The sequence below is a fragment of the Gemmata palustris genome (genome assembly GCF_017939745.1).
GTDB classification, from domain to species: domain Bacteria; phylum Planctomycetota; class Planctomycetia; order Gemmatales; family Gemmataceae; genus Gemmata; species Gemmata palustris.
Genome location: NZ_JAGKQQ010000002.1, coordinates 338,227 through 360,907 on the forward strand (window position 1 = coordinate 338,227; position 22,681 = coordinate 360,907).

Sequence of the window (22,681 nt, forward strand, 5' to 3'; positions counted from 1 at the left end):
CCATTTTTTGACGCGCTCGCCCCCCGCTCTCCATCGCGACGGATCGGGGCAATTATTCTCGGGTGTGCCCTTTTAACATTCGCGCGCGCCAATGCGGAGCAACCCATCGGGGGGCCGTTGCCCCCGGAGCAGCAACGCATCGGACCGCCGTTACCCGGGGAACTGCCAGCCGATCCGAGTGCCGGGGGGCTGGACCCGATGGGCGCGCCGCCCGCCGGTGCCGCCCCCGGCACGCCAAAAGCAGACGCCCCCGGGGGCTCGGCGAACCCGGCGAGCAAAGCGTCAGAAGAGAAGAAAGTGGACTGGAAAAAGGTTCCGGTCGTCGCCAAGCGCCCGCCGACCGGGTGGTGGTCGGTGCCGCAGTCCGGCCCGGGGTACTATTCGCTGTGCGACGCCGTGCAGGGGAACTACCGGGACGCGCCGCCGAAGTTCCCGCGCGGTCAGTTCAGCCTGAACTCGACCCCGTACTTCGACTACGACTATCGGTACCTGGAGGACCCCAAGAACACCCAGCACGAATGGTCCGACTGCTACAAGCGCCTACACTTCGGCCCGGAGGGCAACTGGCTGTTCTCCACCGGCGGTGAGGTGCGCGACCGGTACATGAACGAGCTCAGCAGCCGGGGCAGCGGGACGAACAATTTCTACAACAACTTCCGGGTCCGGGCCTACGGCGACCTGTGGTACAAGGACCAGTTCCGGGTGTTCGTGGATTTCATGGACACCGAGATCTTCGGTAACAGCCTGCCCCCGAACCCGAACGACGCCAGCGGGCCGGAACTCCAGAACGCGTTCGTCGAGGCGAAAGTCGGTGACCCGTTCGGGGGTCCTCTGTCGGTTCGGGTCGGCCGCCAGGAACTGCTCTACGGCTCGCAGCGGCTCATCTCCCCGCCCGACTGGGCGAACACGCGGCGCACGTTCCAGGGGGCGAAGGCGTTCTGGTCGACCGAGCAGTGGAGCGTCGATGCGTTCTGGGTCCAGCCGGTGGTTCAAAATCTGGACAAGTTCGACTCGGTGGACAACAACCGGAACCTCTTCGGGCTGTGGACCACGTACCGCCCGAAAGCCGGGACGTTCTTCGACCTGTACTACCTCGGACTGGCGCAGGGGAACACCACGACCAATAACGGGGATATCCACACGTTCGGGAGCCGGTACACCGGGGACGTGGACAAGCACTTCCTCTACGACTTTGAAGGGGCGGTGCAGTTCGGCGAGCGCGGGACGCGGCACAACTTGGCGAAAATGATGGTGGCCGGCCTGGGCTGGCGGTTCACCGAGGTGCCGTGGACCCCGCACGTGTGGGTGTACTACGATTACGCCTCCGGTGACAAGGATCCGACCGGGCGGGCGGGGAGCAACCGCACCTTCAATCAGTTGTTCCCCCAGGGGCACAACTACTTTGGTTATCTTGACTTGGTGGCTCGGCAGAACATTCACGACCTGAACCTCCAGGTCAGCGTCACCCCGCAACCGTGGATGAACCTGTCGATGCAGTACCACTCCTTCAACCTGGATTCGACCCGCGACGCCCTCTACAACGCGCGCGGGCAAGCGATCCGACAGGACCGGACCGGGCGGTCGGGGAACGCCGTGGGCGAGGAACTCGACCTACTCGCTCTCTTCCATTTGACGGCGCACCAGGACTTCATGATCGGGTACTCGAAGTTCTTCGGCGGCACGTTCTGGAAGCGGACCGGGAACCCGAACAACGTCGAGCTCTTTTACGCTCAGTACAGCCTGAAGTGGTAAGCGCGGCGCAACACAGGATGTAAACACGGCGAGCGGCGGGGGTTTCTTACCCCGCCGCTCGAATCGTTGATACGCTCGCAATTGCCGATTAGAACTCGGTGAACCCGTCGTTGCCACCGAGCCGGTCGAGCTCGTGCTTGTGCCCGTTGCCGTTGGTGTGGCCGTTCTTCATCGCGCGCGTGACCGCGGGTCGGGGCTTGGCAGGCGCCCCCTTGCTCCGGGCCGACTTGGGCGCGAGCTTGTGGGGCGCGGGAGTTCCCTCACCTTGTGTGAGTTTGAATCGGGCCACCAGGTCGCGCAACTGATCCGCTTGGCTCGTCAGCGTCTGGGCCGTCGCCGACATCTCCTCGGTCTGGGCCGCGTTGCGCTGCGTCACCGTGTCCATCTGCGACACCGCCTTGTTCACCTGATCGATACCCGTCGACTGCTCCTTGCTCGCCGCCGCGATCTCCGTGATGATGTCCGTCACGCGCTTCACGCTCGTCACGATCTCACCCAGCGTCGAACCCGAGCGGTTCACCAGCTCCGTGCCCGCGTCCACCTTCTTCACCGAGTCCTCGATTAACCCCTTGATCTCCTTCGCCGCCGTCGCGCTACGCTGTGCCAAATTGCGGACCTCCGAAGCCACCACCGCGAAACCCCGACCCTGCTCGCCCGCACGAGCCGCCTCCACCGCCGCGTTCAGCGCCAGCAGGTTCGTCTGGAACGCGATCTCATCAATCGTCGTAATAATGTCCGCGATCTTCTTCGACGACTGATTGATCTCGCTCATCGCGCCCACCGCGCTGCCCACCACCTGACCGCCCTTCTCCGCCACTTCCTTCGAGCTGCTCGCCAACTGGCGCGCCTGCTGCGCGCTGTCCGAGTTCTGCTTCACCGTACTCGTGATCTGCTGCAAGGTACTGGCCGTCTCTTCGAGGCTCGAGGCCTGCTCCTGAGCGCCCGTCGAGATCTCGTCGCTCGCCGCCGACAGTTGGTTCGACGCATCCGCCAACTGCTCCGACACCTCCCGCACGCCCTCGAGCGCGGTCCGAACCGAGACGATCGCCTTGTTCAGCGAACCCGCCATCTGACCGACCACGTCCGTCCCGAGGTCCGGTACTTGTTGCGTGAAATCCCCGGCCGCCATCGCGCCCACCGAGGTGGTGATGGTGGTGATCTTCTGGTGCAGTTCGGCCGCTTGCGCCGCGTCGTGCTCGGCACTATCGTTGAGTTTCTTCTCGAGAGCCAGGCGCTCGGTGATGACGGCCCAGGTGACCATCGCCCCGATGTAGGTCCGGTTCTGGTCGAACACCGGGCTAAGGTTCAGTTCCAGGGTTTCCGCTCCGAGGAGGATGTTCGCCTTGTGGGGCAGGTTCTTCGGGTCACCTACCAAGCGCCGCGGGTGCTCCGGGCGCTTGTGAAAGATGTCGATGGACTGGCCGATGAGCTGGTCCGCCTTGATGGGCAACAGGTGCTCCACGGTCTTGAGGGTTTTCAGTGTCGATCCGTTGGCGTACCGGATCTTGAACTCCCGGTCCGCGAACATCACGTTGATCGGGGCCGAGTCGAGCATGGCTTGTACCCGGGCCATGTCCGTGACGTTGGTCTGCATGTTGCCGATCGCCGTGTTCAGCGCCGCCGCGAGCCGCCCGACTTCGTCGCCGCTCGTGATTTCGACGCGCTTCGACAGGTCCCCGGCGCGGACCGCGTCCAGGACGAGTGCGGTGCGTGCCAACCCCTGGCGGACGCCCCACAGACAGAACACAATCACCCCCAAAATTACCAGACTGCCACCGATAACGACGCCGCTAATCTGCTTGGAGAGCTGGGCCGAATGAGCCAGTTGCTTCCCGATCGGAACGTCCGTTTCCAGGACGCCCCGCACCTCACCGAGTTGCCAGTCCTTTTTGGGGCTCTCCGGGTGCTGATTGTGGCAGGTCACACACGCCTGGCTGGTCATGCGATCGGGGATCGCGACCCGGACCGTTTCTTCGCCGTTCACCTGCTCGACCCGGGTGAACGTCTCGGCTTGCGGGTTCGCGTTGAAGTGCGCCAGGGCGTCCTTACCGAACGGATCGAGGACGCGACCGTTCCGGTTGGGGAACGGGTGCGCGCTGTACAGGCGCAGCTTTAAACCGCTCTCTCGCTGGGAAAGTTCCGCTCCCATATCGTGGATGAAAGTGGCGGGAAGCGGAATCGTATCGGCCTTATCCTTGTGGTCGTAGGACACGCGGAGCTTGGACCCGGCGCTGACCTTCTGGACCACGTTATTCGTGTAGTAAGACCGGAGCGCTTTGAACTGCTCGATGTTGTTCCGCGCGTTCGCGATACTGTTCGTGATAGTTTCGTCCCGGGTGCCCTGCCACGTCTGGTAGACGACCACGGCCGTAGTCGCACACACGACGAGCACCACGGGGGCGAGCACTTTCGTCGCTCTTCCCAGGTTGCGGACCCGTGGCAAAGCACTTTGATTAGGCATTCTATCTCGCATCGCTTGCTATGTTTGTGCAGCGAACCGCGTTATGCGCCCTGTCGCACCGGCGGCTCGCGTTGGTAGCATTTAGAACTCGGTGAACCCGCCGGCCCCATCCCCACCACCGAGCCGGTCGAGCTCGTGGGTGTGCCCGTTCTTTAGTGCGCGGGCGACCGCGGGCCGGGGCTTGGGCGCCGGGGACTTGGGCGCCGGGGCGCGGTCCCGGGCCGACTTCGGAACGGCGTGCCCTTCGCCCTGTGTGAGCTTGAACCGGGCCACGAGGTCGCGCAACTGGGCCGCCTGGTCCGTCAGCGTCTGGGCCGTCGCCGACATTTCTTCGGTCTGGGACGCATTGCGCTGCGTCACCGTGTCCATCTGCGACACCGCCTTGTTCACCTGATCGATGCCCGTCGACTGCTCCTTGCTCGCCGCCGCGATCTCCGTGATGATGTCCGTCACCCGCTTCACGCTCGTCACGATCTCACCCAGCGTCGAACCCGAGCGGTTCACCAGCTCCGTGCCCGCGTCCACCTTCTTCACCGAGTCTTGGATGAGGGACTTGATCTCCTTCGCGGCGCTTGCACTCCGCTGGGCCAAATTGCGGACCTCCGAAGCCACCACCGCGAAACCCCGACCCTGCTCGCCCGCACGAGCCGCCTCCACCGCCGCGTTCAGCGCCAGCAGGTTCGTCTGGAACGCGATCTCATCAATCGTCGTAATAATGTCCGCGATCTTCTTCGACGACTGGTTGATCTCGCCCATTGCGTCGACCGCGTTGCCGACTACCTCACCGCCCTTCTCCGCCACTTCCTTCGAGCTGCTCGCCAACTGGCGCGCCTGCTGCGCGCTGTCCGAGTTCTGCTTCACCGTCGCCGTGATCTCTTCCAAGGTACTGGCCGTCTCTTCGAGGCTCGAGGCCTGCTCCTGAGCGCCCGTCGAGATCTCGTCGCTCGCCGCCGACAGTTGACCCGAGGCGTCCGCCAGTTGCTCCGACACCTCCCGCACGCCCTCGAGCGCGGTCCGAACCGAGACGATCGCCTTGTTCAGCGAACCCGCCATCTGACCGACATTGTCGGTGCCCAGGTCGGGTACTTGTTGCGTGAAGTCCCCCGCCGCCAGTGCGCCCACCGAGGCGGTGATGGCCGCGATCTTGTGCTGCAGTTCGGCCGCCTGAGCCGCGTCGCGTTCGGCGCCGTCCTTGACCTTCTTCTCGAGGGCGAGGCGCTCGGTGACGATCGACCAGGTGACCATCGCCCCGATGTAGGTCCGGTTCTGATCGAGCACCGGGTTGATGTTCAGTTCCAGCGTTTCCGGCCCGAGGGGGATGTTGGCCGAGTGGGGCAGGTTCTTCGGGTCGCCCAGGAGGCGCCGTTGGTGCTCCGGGCGCTTGTGGAAGATGTCGATGGACTGGCCGATGAGCTGGTCCGCCTTAATGGGGATCAGGTGCTCCACGGCTTTAAGTGTCTTGAGCGTCGCGTTGTTGGCGTAGCGGATCTTGAACTCCCGGTCCGCGAACATCACGTTGATCGGGGCCGAGTCGAGCATCGATTGGGTTCGGGCCATGGCCGTGACGTTGGTCTGCATGTTGCCGATTGCCGTGTTCAGCGCCGCCGCGAGGCGCCCGATTTCGTCCCGGGTATCGATCTCCGCCCGCTGAGCCAGGTCGCCTTTCGCCACCCCTTCCAGAACGGCCACGCAGCGGGTCAATGGGCTGGTAATGAGTTGGGCGATCACGTACCCCAAAACCAGCCCGCCCGCGATGCCCCCGATGACCATGCCGATCGTCGTGCTCCGCGCCGCGCGGTACGTTTCCGTCGCGCTCTCGAACGATTGCTGACTGACCTTGAATTTTGCGTCCCTCAGAGCCGCCATGCCCGCGACGAGTTGACCGGCCCCCGCGACCGAACTTTGGAGCACCTCGAGGGCCTCTTTGTCGCGCCCGGCCTCGGCCAGGGTGTTGGCCCGGCCCAGGCGCTCGATCCACGGCGCGAGAAGGGGCTTGACCTCCGCCAGCTTCTGCTTCGCCTCGGGGGTGACGAGCGTTTTTTCCACGTTGTCCATGTTGGCCTGGACGTCTTTGAGGTACTGGCGCGTTTGGTCCGCGTTCTTCCTGCGCTCGTCCGGGGTCGGTGACAGGATCGTCATCCGCACGCCCCGCCCCGAGAGCGCGACCGAGGTGCAGGTCTCGTCGACCGCGTGCATCCCCTTGAGGTGCTTCTCGTAGAGCGTTTCCGTGTTGTCCTGGAGCGTTCCCATGCTGGAGAGCGCCATGTACCCCATACCGGCCATCAGGGCCGAGAGGACCGAGAAGCCAAACAGCAACTTGGTCATCGTTTGGCGGTTGCGTAACCAGTTCATGGGCGCGTCTCTCAATGCTGGTGAAGCGGGAGAATTCGGTTGGGGTTATGCGGTGAGGGCCGGGCCGGGGGTGTTCCCGACCAGCCGATCGACGTTGAGGAGGGACACGAGGCGCTCGCCGGTGCGGGCGATGCCGGTGAGGAACGAGGTGTCCACGCCCGCGCCGAGGTCGGGTGTCGGGACCATTTCTTTGGCCTCGACGTTGAGCACGTCGGACACCGCGTCCACGACGAGCCCGACGATCTTGGCGCCCACGGTGACCACGATAATGACGGTGAACGGCGTGTACTCGGCCTCGCGGAGCCCGAACCGGGTGCGCAGGTCGATGATCGGGACCACGGTCCCGCGCAGGTTCATGACGCCCTTGATCTCGCGCGGCGTGTTGGGCAACGGGGTGATCTTCGAGTACCCCTTGATCTCCTGGACCCGCAGGATCTCCAGCCCGTACTCTTCGTCCTGCAGCAGGAAGGTCAGGAACTGGCTCCCGTCGGGGGAGCCGGTCAGGTCGCTCTTGTCGGGTGCGTTCATGCTCATGCTCCAAAGAAGTTGTCGGAACCGACGGAGGCGAGGGCCGGTTCCGGCGCGCCCCTGCCGAACTGGGTGTGCAACTGAGCGAGCCCGTGGATGTCGAGGATCATGGCCACGCGCCCGTCGCCGAGGATGGTCGCACCCGCGAGCCCCTCGACGCGCCGGTAGTTCGCGTCGAGGCTCTTGACCACCGCCTGCATCTGGCCGAGCAGCTCGTCCACCAGGACCGCGTGCTTCTTGCCCTGGTCCTCGACCAGCACGACCAGCCCGCGGCACGGGTCGGTGATCTCGCTCGGGCGCCCGAGGATCTCGTGGAGGCGCAGGAGCGGGACCACCTCGCCGCGGACCGTGACCGCCTCGCCGCGCCCGGCGACCCGGTGGACGTCGGTCGGGCGCGGGCGGAACGACTCGACGACCGACAGGAGCGGGAGCACGTACACCTCGCCCCCGAGCCCGACCACCAGCCCGTCCATGATCGCCAGCGTGAGCGGCAGGCGGATGGTGAACGTGGTCCCGTGGCCCAACTGGGTGCGGATCAGGATGTTCCCCTGGAGCGCCTCGACGTTCCGCCGGACCACGTCCATCCCGACGCCGCGCCCGGACACGTCGGTCACGGCCTTCGCGGTCGAGAACCCGGCCTCGAAGATCAGCGCGTAGATCTCGGAGTCCATGAGGCGCTGGCCCTCGGCGATGATGCCCTTTTCCACCGCCTTGCGCAGGATGCGCTCGCGGTCCAGGCCCTTGCCGTCGTCGGTCAGCTCGATGAACACGCTCCCGCCCTGGTGGTACGCGCGGAGGGTGACGCGCCCCGCGGTCGGCTTGCCGGCCGCGGCCCGCTCGGTCGTGTCCTCGAGCCCGTGGTCGATCGCGTTGCGGACCATGTGCATGAGCGGGTCGCCGAGCTGGTCCACCACCGTCTTGTCGAGTTCGGTCTCCTCGCCGTGCAGCTCGAGCTCGACCGGCTTGTCCATCTTCCGCGACAGGTCGCGGACCAGCCGGGCCATCTTCTGGAACGTGCCCTGCATCGGGACCATCCGCAGCGACAGGCTCAGCTCCTGGAGGTCGCGGGAGATCTTCGACAGTTCGGGGAGCGCGAGCGAGAGCACGCCCTCCCCGGCGTTGAGCTCGTCGAACTCCTGCTGGGCCATCGACTGGGCGATGACCAGTTCGCCGATGGTGTTGATGAGCTTGTCGAGCCGGTCCTTGTCCACGCGCACCGTTTCCTTGTCCGGGGCGCGGCGGGCGGCGGGCTCGGGGTGGGCGTCGGCTTTTGGCGCGGGCGCCGGGGCCGGGGCGCGTTCGGCGGGTTCGGGGTGGGCGTCGGTGGCCTTCGGCGCGGGGGCCGGGGCCGTCGGGGCCGCTGCGGCCGGGGCCGGGGGCGCCGGGGCTACGGAGCGCGGGGCGTGTGCCGACGCGGCCGGCTGTCCGCCCACCGAGGCCCGCAACTCGGAGAGGAGCTTCGGCAGGGCCGGGTCCTCTGTGAGTTTGCCCCGCTCGATCGCCCACTGGCGAATGAACTGCACCTGGCGCTTGAGCCCGTCGGTACTGGCGAACACCAGGTCCATCGGCTTGCCCTGCAGCACCACTTTGCCCTCGCGGGCCAGGTTCAGCAGGTTCTCGGCTTCGTGGGCCAGCATTTGAACGGCGCTCAGGCCGAGCATGCTGGACACGCCCTTGATCGTGTGGAACCCGCGGTACACGGCGTTGAGCGCGGACGCGTTGGTCGGGTCGCCGTCGATCGTCAGCAGGTGCCGGTCGGCGGTCTCCAGGTGCTCGCTGGCCTCGGCGCAGAAGTCGCCGATCATCGCGCCGTTCTCGTCGAGGAGCGATTCCCCGGGCGTGCGCGGCATCTCCACCGGGGGCAGCTCGCTGAAGCTCGCCGCGGGGGTCGGGGTGGTCGCGGCCTGCGTGTGGTACGCCGCGAGCTCGCGCGCCAGTGCGTCCCCGCTCAGTGCGCCGCTCGCGGTCAGGCACTCGCTCAGGGGCGGGGCGGTTTGCTCCTGCCGCAGGAGGATGCGCCCGAGGTCGTCGGCGGTCAGGTACTCGAGCCGGACCGCGGCCTCGCCGAACCCCTCGTCCGGCCCCATCCACTCCACCATGTTCTTCAACTGTTCGACCGTCATGTGCCCGGTTTGCACCGCGACGGCGGCGGTCGTCGGGCGCCCGTCGCGCTGGCGGACGAGCGCGTCGAGGCCCTGGTCCGCCGTGATCGCGCCGCGCTTCGCGAGGAACGAGGCGAACCGCACGGGGTCGGGCACCGGGAGCCGGCGCTCGAACGACCCGAACAGTGAGGCCCCGGGGTTCTCGATCCGGGGCGGCATCGGGGCCGAGTGTTGAGACGGTGGCGGGGGCGTCGGTGCCGGGCGCTCGGGTGCGGGGGGCGGTGGGGCCGCCGGTGCCGGAGGGGGCGCCGCGGCCGATGCCGGCACGGGGGCCGGGGCCGCGGGCGCAACGGTCGCCGAAATCATGTCCGGGGAAAACGCAAACACGTCGGCGAGCGCGCTGAGCGGTTGTGCGGTTTCGAGGTGGACCTTCCAGGAGAGGTAGCACCGCTCCGGGTCCAGGTCGGCGAGCGCCGGGAGCTCGGAGAGGTTGAGCTCGACGCGCCCGAGGGTGCCGAGTTGGGCCAGCTCGCGGAGCAGCGGGAGCGGGTCGAGGCCCGAGCGGAGCGCTTCGGGGTGGGGCGTAACGGTGACGGTGTATGCAGCCACGCGGGGTTCCGCCGGTTCCGGTTTGAGGAGGTCCAGTTCTTTCGGGGATTCCCACCACGATTTCGACGCGCGCGCCCCCGCCCCGGCACTTGTGGCCTCGGGCGCGGTCTCGGTCTCGGCTGCGGCCTCGGCCGCGAGCCGGGCGACCAGTTCTTCGGTGCCCTCGGGCGGCGGCTCGTCGTGGCGGGCCGCGCTCACCAGTCGGGCGAGCACGTCCGTCGCCTCGAGCAAGAGGTCCAGGCCCCGGCGCGGGATCTGCCCGCCGGCGCGGAACCGCTCGAGGAACCCCTCGACGGAGTGCGTGAATTTCGCGATGTGCGGGAACCCGACCGCGTCCGCGCCGCCCTTGACGGAGTGGGCCGCCCGGAACGCCTCGTCCACCGCGGTGGAATCGGCGCCCTTCTCCAGCCGGAGGAGGGCGCCCTCGAGGGCCGCGAGGTGGTCGATCGCCTCGTCGAAGAACGTTTTTCGGTATGCTGTAGGGTCGATCCGCATTTCCGCTCCGCTTCTGGTCCGGGGCGCGCTGTGGGTACGGGCGCCGGGAGAAGGTGAATGGTCAGGGCACGAGTCGTTTCACGACCTGGACGAGTCGCGTCGGGTCGAAGGGTTTGGTCACCCAGCCGGTCGCGCCCGCGGCGCGCCCCTGGTTCTTGCGCGCCATCTCGGTTTCCGTGGTCAGCACCAGGATCGGTGTGAACCGGAACTCGGGCTTCGCGCGCAGGCGCTCGATCAGGACGATCCCGCCCATGATCGGCATGTTAAAATCAGTAATCACTAATTGGACGGTCCGGTTGGCGACCTTGCGCAGGGCGTCCTCGCCGTTGATCCCTTCGACCACCGCGTACCCGGCGCCGCGGAGCGTGTCGCCCACCATTTGCCGCATCGTGGGCGAGTCGTCCACGATCAGGACGGTCTTCGTCATCGGTTCCCCTTCCCGAGTTCGCAACCCGGTCCGACACTGGACTTGGACAAGTGCGGTCTGTTTAAAAACAAAACTACGCCGGAGCGCCGCCCAGCCCCACGAGGCGGAAGTCCGCCGCCAGGGGTCCGGTGACGCCAACGATGTCGCACCGCCGGCGCTGCTTCATGAGCTCCCGGCCGAGTGCCAAGAAGATTTGGATGGCGGACACGTCGAAGAACTCCGCCCCTTCGCAGGACACCCGGACGTTAGTTGTGCCGGCCACCAGGTCGCGAGCGACCGTGTGGAACGTGCGGGCACATTCGACGGTGATGCGCCCCTTGAGAACGAGGTTCGACGTACCCGTCTCCGGGTCAACAGTCACGTGAATCGGTTCGTCACTGACCATTCGCCGCGCCCCTATCTCAGTGTTTCTTGCCGCGTCTCAAACGACCTCTTCTCTTATCGAGGCAACCCACAAATATTTGCCTGATAATGACCAGATACCCTGCGCCGCGGATCGCGCAGTCAATCGGTGCCCGGTGCGGAGAGGCGGTTAGTGTTAAAGTGGGTTAACGAGCTAATCTGTAAACACACCTGTTATGGCGAGCCCACAGTGCGCTCCTAACTTCAGAACGCGGGCCGGGTGAAGTCAAATTTTGCGCGGGCCGCTTAACGCGGTTTTGCCAACAAAATTGGCTCTTCGCGTTTGTAGACGTGTTCGAGCCGGATCAGGAGATGCGCCGCGCGCGGAGCGCGCTGACGAATTTGTAATGGCGGCGGTTCGCCCGCAGATTCGATGTGTGTGCTACATTAAAATACAGTTCTTGAAACACACTCGGCACCCGATTGGGGCGGTGCGCTTCGCCGAGTATCTCGGGAGCTTTTTCGTCGGGCGAGAGACGAAAAATTCGGTCCCGCATCACACGAGTGCGCTCATATTGCTTCGGGACCGCGCTCGCCGGTTCGGATGCGAATGCAATCTTCCAGTGGTAGAATAAAAATCTTGCCGTCGCCGATGCGCCCCTCCGGTCCGGTGCGAGCCGCGTCCATGATCGCGTTCACGGTCGGTTCCACGAAGTCCTCGTTCACCGCGATCTGTAACTGGACCTTCCGCAGCATGTTCACCGTCAGTTCGTGACCGCGGTACACCTCCGTGTGGCCCTTCTGTCGGCCGAACCCGAGTACGTCCACGATCGTGAGCCGGAACACCTCCACCTTATTCAGCGCTTCCTTGACGGCGTCGAGCTTCGAGGGCTGAATGATCGCGAGAATCAGCTTCATTATGTCGGTTCCTCGCGCCGGGGCAGGTTGCGCGGTTCGATGATCCCGCGGTCGGTGTCCAGGACCGCGAACGCCCCCCTGAACAGCGGGGCCACTAACACAAGATACCGTTTGTCCGGCTCGAAGTGCAGCGGGACAGCGCCGTCCCACGCGACGCGGCCTGTATCCGAGAGCGCGAGCCACCGGTGAAAGTGCCCCAGGATCGCGGCGCGATGCGGGACCGCCGCGAAACTCTTGGCCGTGCGTTCCTCGTCTTCCGGGCGCCCCTCGAACGTCCACAAGTCATCCGTTCGTTCGGGGTCGAGAAACGGCTCGATGTGACTGAAGTGACAGCCACCGAGTTCGAGACGCGGTTGGAGCGTCGCGAAGTAATCGAGGGTCTTGCGCAGGAACCGGAACTGGGTTTCTTCCGGTACGTTGCGGCACAAACCGAAATCGTGGTTGCCCCACACACCGACCGCGCCGGCCCCGCGCAACAAATCCGCGACCCCATCGGCCTTGTTCCACTTCCCGAACAGGTCCGTGTTGTCGCCGAGCGTGACGATCGCGTCAACGGCTTCGGCGCGCAGTATCGCAAGCACTTCCGCGAGGATCTTCACCTGATCGTGAATATCGGTGACGATGCCGATTCGCACGGCGTTCACTCCCGGCACGGCACGACAATTTCGCCGTGCGAAGCGTACTCCGGGCCGACCGCGTAGTTGTCGAACGCGAGCGAGTACGCACCCTCGAACCACTCGCGGATGTGCGGGATTGCGGCCTCGTCGAACGCCGGCCGGACCGCGAGCGACGGGCCAAAAGGGACGACGCGGATTTCGCCCTGTTCGACCACCAGTTCCCCCGCCTTGAACACGTACCGCGGCAGCTCGAACATTAGCTTGAAGTCGCTGCCCGGGGTGTACACAGTGACGTCCGCATCGGCGCCGGGTCCGAGGTGCCCTTTATGCGGTAGGCCCAGCATCCGCGCGGGGCCGGCGCGTGTCACGATCGCGATCTCCGAGAGCGTGTACTCGCGCTCGAGGTCCGGGAGCGTGCAGACCGTGCGCAGGCGCTCGGGCAGGCGCTTCAGCACCTCGCGCCGGTAGTCGCGGCTCAAGAGCAGCGCACAAATTTCCGGGTACGCGAGGAACGACCCGCCGTTCGGGTGGTCGGTGCTCATCGCCACCCGCCACGGGTCGTTCACGAGCAGGTACCATTCGAGCCCGATGGCCCACTGGAGCGCGTGAACGAAGCTCTTTTCCTTGTACTCGATGGGCACGATCCCGCACCCGCCCTCGCACTCGGTCTCCCCGTTGAACCACTTCCGGCCCGTCACTTTGTGCAGGAAGTGGCCGAGCGGTCCGTCGCCGGTCATTGAAGTCGTGTCGCCGAACATCACTTGGCCCACATCGACGGTCAGGTTCGGGTGGTCGTTCACCCACTCCGCGAGCGCGGGCACCTTGGAACAGAACGTCCCCTGGTCGTCGGGACCGCCACCGTAGCTGTGGAACTGAATGTGCGTGAAGTGCGCGCGGTGGCCGTCCACGGCCTTCATGGTGTCGAGCGTCGTCTGCCAGTTGCCCGGCATCCCGAGTTGGTTGCAGTGAATGTGTGCCGGGTGCGGCAACTTCAACTCGTCCGCGGTGCGCGCGACCGCAGCGACAATCGCGCGCGGCGACACCCCGAACCCGGGAACGACGTCGTCGAGCCCCGCCATTCCGCTGCGGCCCTGCTTCCACACTTCGACGCCGCCGGGGTTCACCACTTTCAGTGCGTACCCGCGGGTCGCGTTGAGGAGCCACCCGCAGAACGCCCGCACGCGCTCGGATTCGCCGCGCCCGAGCTGGTCCATCAGGTAGTGGTTGTTGCCGACGAGGACGAAGAACCCTTTGTCGATGACCGGGGTGTCGTGGAACTCTTCGTGGGTGTGGCGCGCGCCCAGTGGGGGGATCGCGGCGTCGAACACGGTCGTGTAGCCGAGGCCCGCGTAGAGGTAGCCGGTCGTGAACGTGGTCGGCGTGCTGCCGCGTGTGCCCGATCGCAGGAGATCGGTGCGGAAGAAGGGCGGGTTGTCGCGCCGGTCCTCGGGCCGGAGCTTGCGCGCGACGTTCACCTTCGGACCGGCAATGTGCGCGTGCATGTCCACGCCGCCGGGCATCACGACGAGGCCCGAAAGGTCGAACGTGCGCGCGGGGAGCGCTGCGTCGGCGGGCGGATCGACGATCTTCCCGTCGGCGATCCACAGGTCGCGAACTTCGCCGTAAACGCCGTTCGCGGGATCGTAGACGGTTCCGCCGGCTAGCTTGGTGAGAGGCATGCGGAGATTCTAAGAGGCGCGCGGCCGGCCGGGAACGCGAAGCCGCAACACGCGAGCCGATGAAACAAGGAACGCTCTGTGACCTTCGGGCAAATCCCGAGGGTCACAGAGCGTCACGTTCCACACCGGCCGGCTTACACCGGCCGTTCGCCAAACTTCCGGCTCACACGGGGCGTTCGCATTTTCACTTCACGATGGCGCAGAAGTCGATCTGGTACGGGGCCAGTTCCTTTTGGCGGCTGATGTCGGTGACGAGTTTTTGGGCCTCGGGCGCGGTCCGCACCTCGAAACTCACGATCAGCTTCTTCGTACCGGTCCAGCGGACCTCCACAAAAGTGGCCCGCCCCTGGCACACCTCGCGAATGAGAGTCGCGATCGGGTCCGGGGTGTTGTCGTTCATTTGTGCCCGGGCCACGATGAGCTTGGCGTTCGCCGCACCCGACTTCCACGCCGGCACATCGTTCGCGGGCGGAGCCGGGGCTGCGGCCGGCGCGGGTGGCGTGCTGCTCGCCGGTGCCCACGTTCCGGGCGCGGGTTGTGTGGACGCGGGGGCCGTCTGCCAGTGGTACTCCTCGCGCTTCGGCGCTTCCGGCGGCTTCACGTCCTTGACTTCGACGCGCGCGGGTTCTTCCGGCTTGGGCTCTTCCGTCACAGAGATCGGGAGCGCGCCGGGGGGGGGCTGCGGGGTCGCGACCGGCTTCGTGGGTTCCATCGCCGGGAGAATGGACGGGGCCGAGATCCGCGGACCAACCGGCGGCAGTTCAGCGGCCGGTTCCGGCTTCATTGCGGGCGGGAACGGGATCGGGGCCGGTTCCTTGACCGCGACCGCGGTCGGCTCGGGAACAACGGGCGGCGCGATCGCGACCGGAGGTACGATCGGCGGCGCGGTGATTCGCGGGATGTTCACCGGTACGGACGGCTTCTGAACGGGCGCGGGCGGGCTGGGCGGGCTGCCAACGTCCGGGCCGGGCGAGAACTTCGATTCGCCCGTCGGGTTGAACTTCGGCGGCTCGGGGCGATCCGCGCCCGGCGTGTTCGGTTGCGGCGTCTGCGGTTGCAGCCGCGGCTGGAATTGCGGGGCCGGCGGTAATTGTGGTTGCAGTTGCGGCTGCGACTGCGTTGCGACCGGTACGACGGATTGCGGAGGGGCCGCGGCGCGGCTCGTGCCGTAGCTCGGCGGTTCCGTGCCGGGCGGCGTGCGGAGCGGGTTCATCACGGGCACGGGGAACGCGCCGGGCGTCGCACCGGTAATCGAGTACCAGTTCGCGGACGCCTTCGGGTACTGGCCCGTCGGGGCGAACGGGTTCGCGCCCGGGGTCACAGTCCCCCACCCGTACCAGCGGTACGCGGGCGGCCCGGCGAACACCGGCGATCCACTCGCGCTCGTCCCGCGGAACGGGGTCGAGGCCGTCGGTTCGGGTTGTTGCTGTTGGGGGGCCGAAGAGCCTTTCGGCCTTTCAAAGCCCTTCGACGAAAGTGCCGGATCGTCCTTCGGTTGTGGCGTGAGCTGGCGCACGTCCCCGCGGCCGCGCGTCAAACTCCCGGCCGCGGGAACGACGCCCGGGTCCGTTCCTGGCCCGGAGAGCCACGCGGGGCCGGCCACGCCCGGGCGCCCGGAGCCGGTTCCCGTACCCGACCGCGTTACCGGTGTAGTCGGGAACGACGACGGCGGGAAATCGTCCGCAGCGCCCCGCGCGACCGGAGCCTCACCGGGTTTCAGCGCTTCGGGTGGTCGGAAGGTCGCGCCGCGCTCGCGCGGTGGTTGCGCCACCGCCACCGTGACGGCCAACCCCAGCACCGCGATCACGCCCACAAATGTCCGCATGGCCTCGTCCTTGAGAGCTTCGATAGTGCTGCGGAGAACGTGCCGGGGACCGCGTTAAGAATCCGTTCTTGCGCGAGAACCCGGCACTCGGAACTCATTTCTTTTGCGCCGGCGCCGGCGGGCGCGACGTCCCGACTCCGGCCAGCCCGGACCGGGTACCACCGCGGTTGCCGAACGGCGACGGGAAGTAACCCAGCGTGTTCCCGAACACGACCGCGTGCCCGGCCGGGGGGAGCACGGAGCCGGGGCCGACCTCATACGGCTGCAACGGGTCCGCAGCGTTCGCCAGTTGCGGGAAGAACAGCGTCCGGTTCCCGCCCGGCGCCGTAAACGGCGCCCCCGAGCCCTGGTTCATCATCCCGCCCACGGTTCCCGGGCGCACGCCGTAGTAGTAGTTCACGCCCGGGTTGCCGCCCCGCAACAAATTCAAGTACGGGCTGAGCGGCTGGTTCTGCGGGTTGTAGATGTTCGGCATCACACCCCCCGGCGGGTACTGCTGTTGCTGTTGGTACTGTTGCGTCGGGTACTGGGCTGTCGCGGCCCCGGCGGTGCCGAGGACCGCAACCACCATCAACAAGAAGCGCGTCATGTCGTGAATCCTCCGTGTTGAGTGCCCACCTACAGCCTAACCTTCACATCGCCGCATTTCGCGTTCCGAAATCCGCGTCAGATCAGTTGTTGTTCCCGAACCCGTTGCCGCGCCCGGCGATCTGGTTCACAGTGCTCGACCCGAGGAGCGTGATCCCGAACACCCGCTCGACGGGCGCGATGAGGCGTGCGAGCGTGCGGTCGATGGTCACGAGGCGCTGGGCCTTCACGTAGATGCGGTCCCCCGGCATCACCTGGTAGTTCGTGTACGTGATGCCGTGTTGACTCATCCCGACCCAGTCCACGGGTAGAATCTGCCACGGCTGCCCGGCGTGCGGCGTGCGGCGTGCGATCCAGATGTTCCGGCGGCTAGACACGTCGGACAGGCCCCCGATATTGGAAATCGCGTCCAGCACGGTTTCGCTGCCGGTGATGGGGAACGACACGACCTGCTCCCCGGCGCCCTGACCTCCGCCGTCGACAATGATGTAATACCGTTTGCTGTTGTACGCGATCACGTCCACGATCACGATGATGCTCTCCGGCTGCGTCTCGAACTTGCTCAGCGTGAATTGCTGAGCGAGGTGCGTGCGGATCGCTTCGGCCGCTTGATCGAGCGTCAGACCCGCGACCGGCACCGCGCCCCAGAACCCGAGGCCGACGGACCCGTCGAGCCGAACCTGGAACGGCCCCGAGACCGGCTGGACCGTGAGCGGGATGGTCACGTCCTTCATGCGGTCCTTCCCGTCAATGCCAGTGATCACTTTGCCGCTTACCGGATCAAAGTCCGGCACCTTGGTCCGCTGCACGACTTCGATGAGCAGTTGGTCCGGCGCTTCGATGACGTAGGGCGGGAGCGTGATCTTCTTCATTTCACGCGGAACGGCGTCTTCCGGCGGCACCTGGATGTGCGCGTTCGCGTCATTGGGCATCGGGGGCGTTCCGAAGTAGCCCGCGTGCGACCCGTGCATGCAGCCGGTGGCGACCATTGCGAGTCCGGCGACGACGAACAAGAGCTTGCACCGACGCGCCGCTGTCATAACCGCTCCCCCGCACGAAACGCTCCCCGGCAACCGCCGGTATCGCTTGTGTTATCGGCGCGGCCGGAACCGTTCGTGAACCAAACCACACGAATCGCACGGGTTTGATTCAAGTCCGGGGGACTGGGTTACGTGAGCAAACGAGCGAGGTTGAAGTACGCGAGCAACGCGGCCACGTCCGCGCAGGTCAGGGCGATCGGTCCTGCGGCGACTTGCGGGTCGCGCTTCAGTAGCCGGAGGACGTGCGGCACCGCCATTCCCGCGACCGCAGCACACGTGACTCCGATCCCGATTCCACCCAGCACGATCAGAAACAGCACCGCGAGGTTCTGCCAGATGGCGGCAATCACCCCCACCAGAAGGCCCGTGGCGAGACCGAGCAGCAGTCCGGTCAGCGCTTCGGGGCGCAGCCGGCGGAAGAGCTCGCGCCAGGAGGGGCCGGCCTCGCGGAACGCTTCGAGCGCGAGCGTGACGGACTGAATCGCGACGCTCTCCGCGAGCGCGAGCACGACCGGGATGAAGAGCGCGAGGACCGCGTGCTGCCAGTTCAACTCGGCGTGGTAGATTTCCACGAGAACGGCCGCGAGCGTGCCGCCCGCGACGTTACACAGCAGCCACGGGAACCGCCCGCGGAACGCGACCAACGGGCGCGCCTGTTGCGACCGCGTGAGGCGCACACCGATTAACTGGAACACGTCGTCGCGCGGGCCGGGGGCGACCGGGGCCGGGTTGGAATCACCGGTTTCGGCCAGCTCTTCCGCGTAGGCCTCGATGTCGATGACGCCGATCAGCCGGCGCATTTCGTCCACCACCGGGAACGCGAGCAGCCGGTGCATGGTGAAGAACTCGCACGCATCGAGGAGCGTGGCCGAAGACGGGATCGCGATCACGGACGCGATCATGACATCCTTGACGCGCGTCTCGAGGGCGGCCAGCAGGAGCCGGCGCGTGGGGACGACGCCGACGAGCCGGAGCGCGGAATCGACGACGTAAAAGTAGATGATCCGGCCGGGCGGCGGGTACTTGCGCATGTGCGCCAGAGCCTCGCCCACGGTCCACTCCGGGTCCAGCGTGGCGAAGTCGGCGCGCATGTACGTGGTCACCGGCTCGTTCAGTTGGGCTTCGGTCAGGTGTAAGGGCATCGCGCTCCACTCTCACTTCGATACGCCGAACAACTCCCGCCCGAATCTCGCTGCAGTTTACCCGCGCGCCGGGCACAACCCGGGCCGCGCCCACCCGACCCGCGAGAAATCGTGCGCCCCCAGCGCCGCGAAACCGGAATCAGTTACCGCGAGCGGCGTCTTTCGTGGGTGCCCGCCCTTTTTGAGGAAGGGGGTTGGGTGGCTCGATTCTGGGCGTAAGCTGAACACTCGGACCCGCATCTATTTCGGAAAGCCTTATGTCTACCGACGTGGCGGGCATCGCCAACCGCATCATTGCCAACATCGAGAAGGTCATCATCGGCAAGCGCCCGCAGCTCACGCTCGCGGTCGCGGCGTACTTCTCGGAGGGGCACATTCTGCTCGAAGACGTGCCCGGCGTCGCGAAGACGATGCTGGCCCGGGCGCTCGCGCGGAGCGTCGGCTGCACCTTCAAGCGCCTCCAGTGTACGCCGGACCTGCTCCCCACCGACGTGACCGGCGTGAGCGTGTTCAACCAGAAAACGGCCGAGTTCGAGTTCCGCGCCGGACCGGTGTTCGCGCAAACGCTCCTGGCCGACGAAATCAACCGCGCGACCCCGCGCACCCAGGCCGCGCTGCTCGAGGCGATGGGCGAGCGCCGGGTGAGCGTGGACGGCCAGACCTACGTGCTGAAGCCGCCGTTCCTCGTGATCGCGACGCAGAACCCGGTGGACCAGGAGGGCACGTTCCCGCTCCCGGAGGCCCAACTCGACCGCTTCCTGATTCGGCTGAGTCTCGGTTACCCGAGCATGGAAGAAGAGGGCAAGATGCTCTCGCGCTTGCAAATGGGCCACCCCATCGACGACCTGAAGACGGTCGTGACAGCCGAGGACGTGATCGCGTGCCAGGAAGCGGTTCGCGGCGTTCACGTGGACGACAAGGTGAAGCGGTACATCCTCGAAGTGGTCCACGCGAGCCGCGACAACGAGGACGTGCTCCTGGGTGGTAGCCCGCGTGCATCAATCGCGCTGTTCCGCACGGCCCAGGCACTCGCCGCGGTCACCGGGCGCGACTTCGCGCTCCCCGACGATGTGAAGCGCATGGCACAGCCGGTTCTCGCACACCGGCTGATCCTGAAGCCCGAAAGCCGGCTCCGCAAGCGGACCGCAGCGGCCGTAGTAAAAGACTTGGTTGATGACGCGAAGGTACCCATCACCGACAAGATGAAAGCGACCCAGCAAGATTACTTCGACGATTGACCTTCCTGGGACCGCGGGCGTCCCGCAGGGCTGTTTAATGTGTGGAAGTGAACAGGTACGGGCACCCACCCGCTCGTTAACACTCGCGGTTCGCCAAAAGGCTCAGGCGAACCGCGAGTGTTAACGAGCGGGTGGAGTGACGCAACCGCGAGAATTCAACGGCCTTGGAGCGTCCCGCCCGCACCTTCCCGGGTCTGTGATTCGTTTGTGACGTTCGTGTACCCAGCCCGAGCGGGCGAGACGCCCGCGGTCCCAGGAAAGGCTCCCGTGCGTTGGTTTCTCGTAATCGTCGCACTCATCGGCGCCGCGATCGCGCTCCAGGCGGGGTTGGTCGCGTTCGCGGGGTACGTGCTGCTCGGCGTGTACCTGCTGTCGCGTTATTTAGCGCGCAGATGGGTGCGCGACCTCAGCGCGACGCGCGCGTGCGATTCGGCCCCGCGCGAAGTGGGCGAAACGACCGAAGTCACCGTGACGCTCACGAACACCGGGGCGATTCCGATCGCGTGGGTGCTGGTCGAGGATCTGCTGCCGGACTTCGCGGTGAAGGCGCGCACCCCGCGCATCACGGTCAAAGGCAAGCGCGTTCACGTCGTGACCCTTCGCGGAAAGCAAACGAAGACGATCAAGTACAAGGTCACGTTCGCGCTGCGCGGGTACTACCCGCTCGGGCCGACACTGCTCGAAACGGGCGACGTGTTCGGGCTGCACCGGCGCCACCGCGTGATCGGGAAGCCGATTTACGTGATGGTGTACCCCAAGGTCGTGGACCTACCCAAATACAACTTCGCGTCGGAGCGGCCAATTGGGGAAGTGCGACTCCAGAACCGGCTCTTTGAAGACCCGACGCGGACCGCGGGCGTGCGGCAATACGTCATGGGCGACCCACTCCAGCGCGTTCACTGGAAGGTGACGGCGCGCACGGGCCAACTCCACTGCCGCATTTACGAGCCCACGACGCTCGCCGGCGCAACGATCCTCGTGGACTTCCACCAGGACGGCTACCACAAGCGCGGCGAACCGCACCGCTCGGAACTCGCAGTCACCACCGCCGTGAGCATTGCCTACGCGGTGTCCGTACTGAACGTGCAGGTCGGGTTCGCGAGCAACGGGCGCGACGCCGCCGACCGCATTCGCGAAGAATCGCTCGCGGCGGAATCGCCCGAGGCCCAAGTCGAGGGACACGCGACACGCGACGAGGCCCGCGACCGGTTCGAGATGAACGACGAGAGCAACCGTATGCGACCGGTCGTGGTGGACACGCGGCGCGGGTTCGATCAGTTCCAGCAGATCCGCGAGGCACTCGCGCGGCTCGAATTCACGGACGCCTTCACCTTCGCGCAACTCGCACTCGAGATGGCCGCGCGCATGCCGCGCGACGCGACGGTGATTGCCGTACTCCCACGAGTGCCGGTCGAAACGGCCATCGCCCTCGGTACGCTGCGCAGACAGGGGTTCGCGGTGAGCGTGATCCTCATCGGCCTCGACGAGAACCACAAGCTCGAAGCGCACGGGCGCCTGCTCGCCGAAACGATTCGCGACATCCGGTACGCGAACACCGTGGAAGAACTGGCCAACCTCGGCGCGAACACGACCGCCTACAGTCCGGCGGCGTATACGGTCGATATACCACTTTCATGAACCGCGACCGACTGCTCGCCTTTGCTCAGCTCCTCCGCATCCCGAACGTGTTCACCGCGTTCGCCGATATCGCGCTCGGCGCGTGCGTGGGCGCGGCACTGCTCCCTTCGGCGCCGGCCCAGTTTTGGGGCGCGTACCTCATCCTCGCACTCGCGTCGGGGTGCCTGTACCTCGCGGGTATGGTCTGGAACGACTTCTTCGATTTCGCCGAGGACAAGAAGAATCGCGCGTTCCGACCGCTCCCGTCGGGGCGCGTGAGTCGGGGAACTGCGGTCGTGCTCGGCGTGCTGCTGTTCGCGGCCGGGATCGCACTCGCTGGGACAGCCGGGTTCGTGGCGCAAGCCGAATGGACCCACGAGCCGCTGGTGTTCGCACTGGGCCTGATCGCGGCGGTGCTCATTTACGACGGTGGGGCGAAGCGCACGCCCTTCGGCCCGATCGCGATGGCCGCGTGCCGGTTCCTGAACGTGCTGTTCGCGCTGTCGCTCGTTCCCGATGACGTGCTCGAGATGGAAAAGCGCATCCACCTCGCGGGCGTCGTGGGCGTGTACATCGTGGGCGTGACGTGGTTCGCCCGCACCGAAGAGGGCAAGAGCCGGCAGCGCGACCTCGCGCTCGCGGCCGGTGTCATCGGGCTGGCGCTCTTACTCGCGCTGCTGCTCCGGGTGAAACTCGGGAGCAGTTTGGGCACGTTCGCGTTCCCGTACCTGTTGGTCGGGTTCGGGTTCCTGGTGGGCCTGCCCATCTCGCGTGCGATCGCCGACCCGGGCTCGCGCAACGTGCAAGCGGCCGTGAAGCGGTGCGTGCTCGGGCTCGTGTTTCTCGACGCGGTGCTCGCGACGATGTTCATCGGCTTGCCCGGGTTGCTCGTGCTTTTGTTGTTGCCCCCCGCGCTCTGGCTCGGAAAATGGGTCTACTCGACTTGAGT

General features: G+C 66.3%; 17 protein-coding genes. 4 read left to right on the forward strand and 13 right to left on the reverse strand.

From position 1 onward, the window contains the following. The first annotated feature begins 198 nt into the window (after window positions 1-198). Window positions 199-1,752, forward strand: coding sequence for an alginate export family protein (locus tag J8F10_RS35835; protein ID WP_210662850.1), 1,554 nt, complete (start codon window positions 199-201; stop codon window positions 1,750-1,752). 88 nt (window positions 1,753-1,840) lie between these two features. Here the strand turns inward: J8F10_RS35835 and J8F10_RS35840 are convergent, their stop codons facing one another. The 13 genes from J8F10_RS35840 to J8F10_RS35900 form a co-directional block, all read right to left on the reverse strand. Then, on the reverse strand, window positions 1,841-4,159 hold the full coding sequence (locus tag J8F10_RS35840; RefSeq protein WP_210662852.1) for a methyl-accepting chemotaxis protein: 2,319 nt from the start codon (window positions 4,157-4,159) through the stop codon (window positions 1,841-1,843). 135 nt (window positions 4,160-4,294) lie between these two features. Beyond that, window positions 4,295-6,565 carry a methyl-accepting chemotaxis protein gene (locus J8F10_RS35845; RefSeq protein WP_210662854.1) on the reverse strand — a complete coding sequence of 757 codons (2,271 nt, stop codon included), beginning with the start codon at window positions 6,563-6,565 and terminating at the stop codon, window positions 4,295-4,297. Window positions 6,566-6,610: 45 nt separating this feature from the next. Beyond that, the gene (locus tag J8F10_RS35850; protein ID WP_210662856.1) at window positions 6,611-7,093 is read right to left on the reverse strand and encodes a chemotaxis protein CheW; all 483 of its coding nucleotides are present in this window, start codon (window positions 7,091-7,093) and stop codon (window positions 6,611-6,613) included. 2 nt (window positions 7,094-7,095) lie between these two features. Beyond that, entirely contained in the window at window positions 7,096-10,299 is a 3,204-nt protein-coding gene (locus tag J8F10_RS35855; protein WP_210662858.1) for a chemotaxis protein CheA, read from the reverse strand. Window positions 10,300-10,360: 61 nt separating this feature from the next. Continuing rightward, entirely contained in the window at window positions 10,361-10,726 is a 366-nt protein-coding gene (locus tag J8F10_RS35860) for a response regulator (protein WP_210662859.1), read from the reverse strand. Window positions 10,727-10,799: 73 nt separating this feature from the next. After that, window positions 10,800-11,111, reverse strand: a complete 312-nt coding sequence (locus tag J8F10_RS35865) for an STAS domain-containing protein (protein WP_210662861.1) — start codon at window positions 11,109-11,111, stop codon at window positions 10,800-10,802. Between the two features lie 527 nt (window positions 11,112-11,638). Continuing rightward, entirely contained in the window at window positions 11,639-11,986 is a 348-nt protein-coding gene (locus J8F10_RS35870; protein WP_010050902.1) for a P-II family nitrogen regulator, read from the reverse strand. Further along, a complete protein-coding gene (locus J8F10_RS35875; RefSeq protein WP_210662863.1) occupies window positions 11,986-12,621 on the reverse strand; it encodes a metallophosphoesterase family protein in 636 nt (211 codons plus the stop codon). The genes J8F10_RS35870 and J8F10_RS35875 overlap by 1 nt, the downstream gene beginning before the upstream one ends. 5 nt (window positions 12,622-12,626) lie before the next feature. After that, complete coding sequence (locus J8F10_RS35880; protein ID WP_210662865.1) at window positions 12,627-14,282, reverse strand: formylmethanofuran dehydrogenase subunit A; 1,656 nt, start codon at window positions 14,280-14,282, stop codon at window positions 12,627-12,629. Window positions 14,283-14,466: 184 nt separating this feature from the next. Further along, window positions 14,467-16,107 carry a hypothetical protein gene (locus tag J8F10_RS35885; protein WP_210662867.1) on the reverse strand — a complete coding sequence of 547 codons (1,641 nt, stop codon included), beginning with the start codon at window positions 16,105-16,107 and terminating at the stop codon, window positions 14,467-14,469. Window positions 16,108-16,201: 94 nt separating this feature from the next. Beyond that, on the reverse strand, window positions 16,202-16,696 hold the full coding sequence (locus J8F10_RS35890; RefSeq protein WP_210662869.1) for a hypothetical protein: 495 nt from the start codon (window positions 16,694-16,696) through the stop codon (window positions 16,202-16,204). An 82-nt stretch (window positions 16,697-16,778) separates the two neighbouring features. Next, window positions 16,779-17,735 carry a polysaccharide biosynthesis/export family protein gene (locus J8F10_RS35895; protein WP_210662872.1) on the reverse strand — a complete coding sequence of 319 codons (957 nt, stop codon included), beginning with the start codon at window positions 17,733-17,735 and terminating at the stop codon, window positions 16,779-16,781. Between the two features lie 128 nt (window positions 17,736-17,863). Continuing rightward, entirely contained in the window at window positions 17,864-18,877 is a 1,014-nt protein-coding gene (locus tag J8F10_RS35900) for a magnesium transporter (protein WP_210662873.1), read from the reverse strand. A gap of 257 nt (window positions 18,878-19,134) precedes the next feature. On the opposite strand from J8F10_RS35900, the gene J8F10_RS35905 reads away from it, so the two are divergent. From J8F10_RS35905 to J8F10_RS35915, 3 genes are all read left to right on the forward strand, one after another. Beyond that, complete coding sequence (locus tag J8F10_RS35905) at window positions 19,135-20,115, forward strand: AAA family ATPase (RefSeq protein WP_210662875.1); 981 nt, start codon at window positions 19,135-19,137, stop codon at window positions 20,113-20,115. Window positions 20,116-20,382: 267 nt separating this feature from the next. After that, window positions 20,383-21,753: a DUF58 domain-containing protein gene (locus J8F10_RS35910; protein WP_210662877.1), complete on the forward strand. Its 1,371-nt coding sequence runs from the start codon at window positions 20,383-20,385 to the stop codon at window positions 21,751-21,753. Continuing rightward, window positions 21,750-22,679 carry a UbiA family prenyltransferase gene (locus J8F10_RS35915; RefSeq protein ID WP_210662879.1) on the forward strand — a complete coding sequence of 310 codons (930 nt, stop codon included), beginning with the start codon at window positions 21,750-21,752 and terminating at the stop codon, window positions 22,677-22,679. The genes J8F10_RS35910 and J8F10_RS35915 overlap by 4 nt, the downstream gene beginning before the upstream one ends. Window positions 22,680-22,681: the final 2 nt, after the last annotated feature.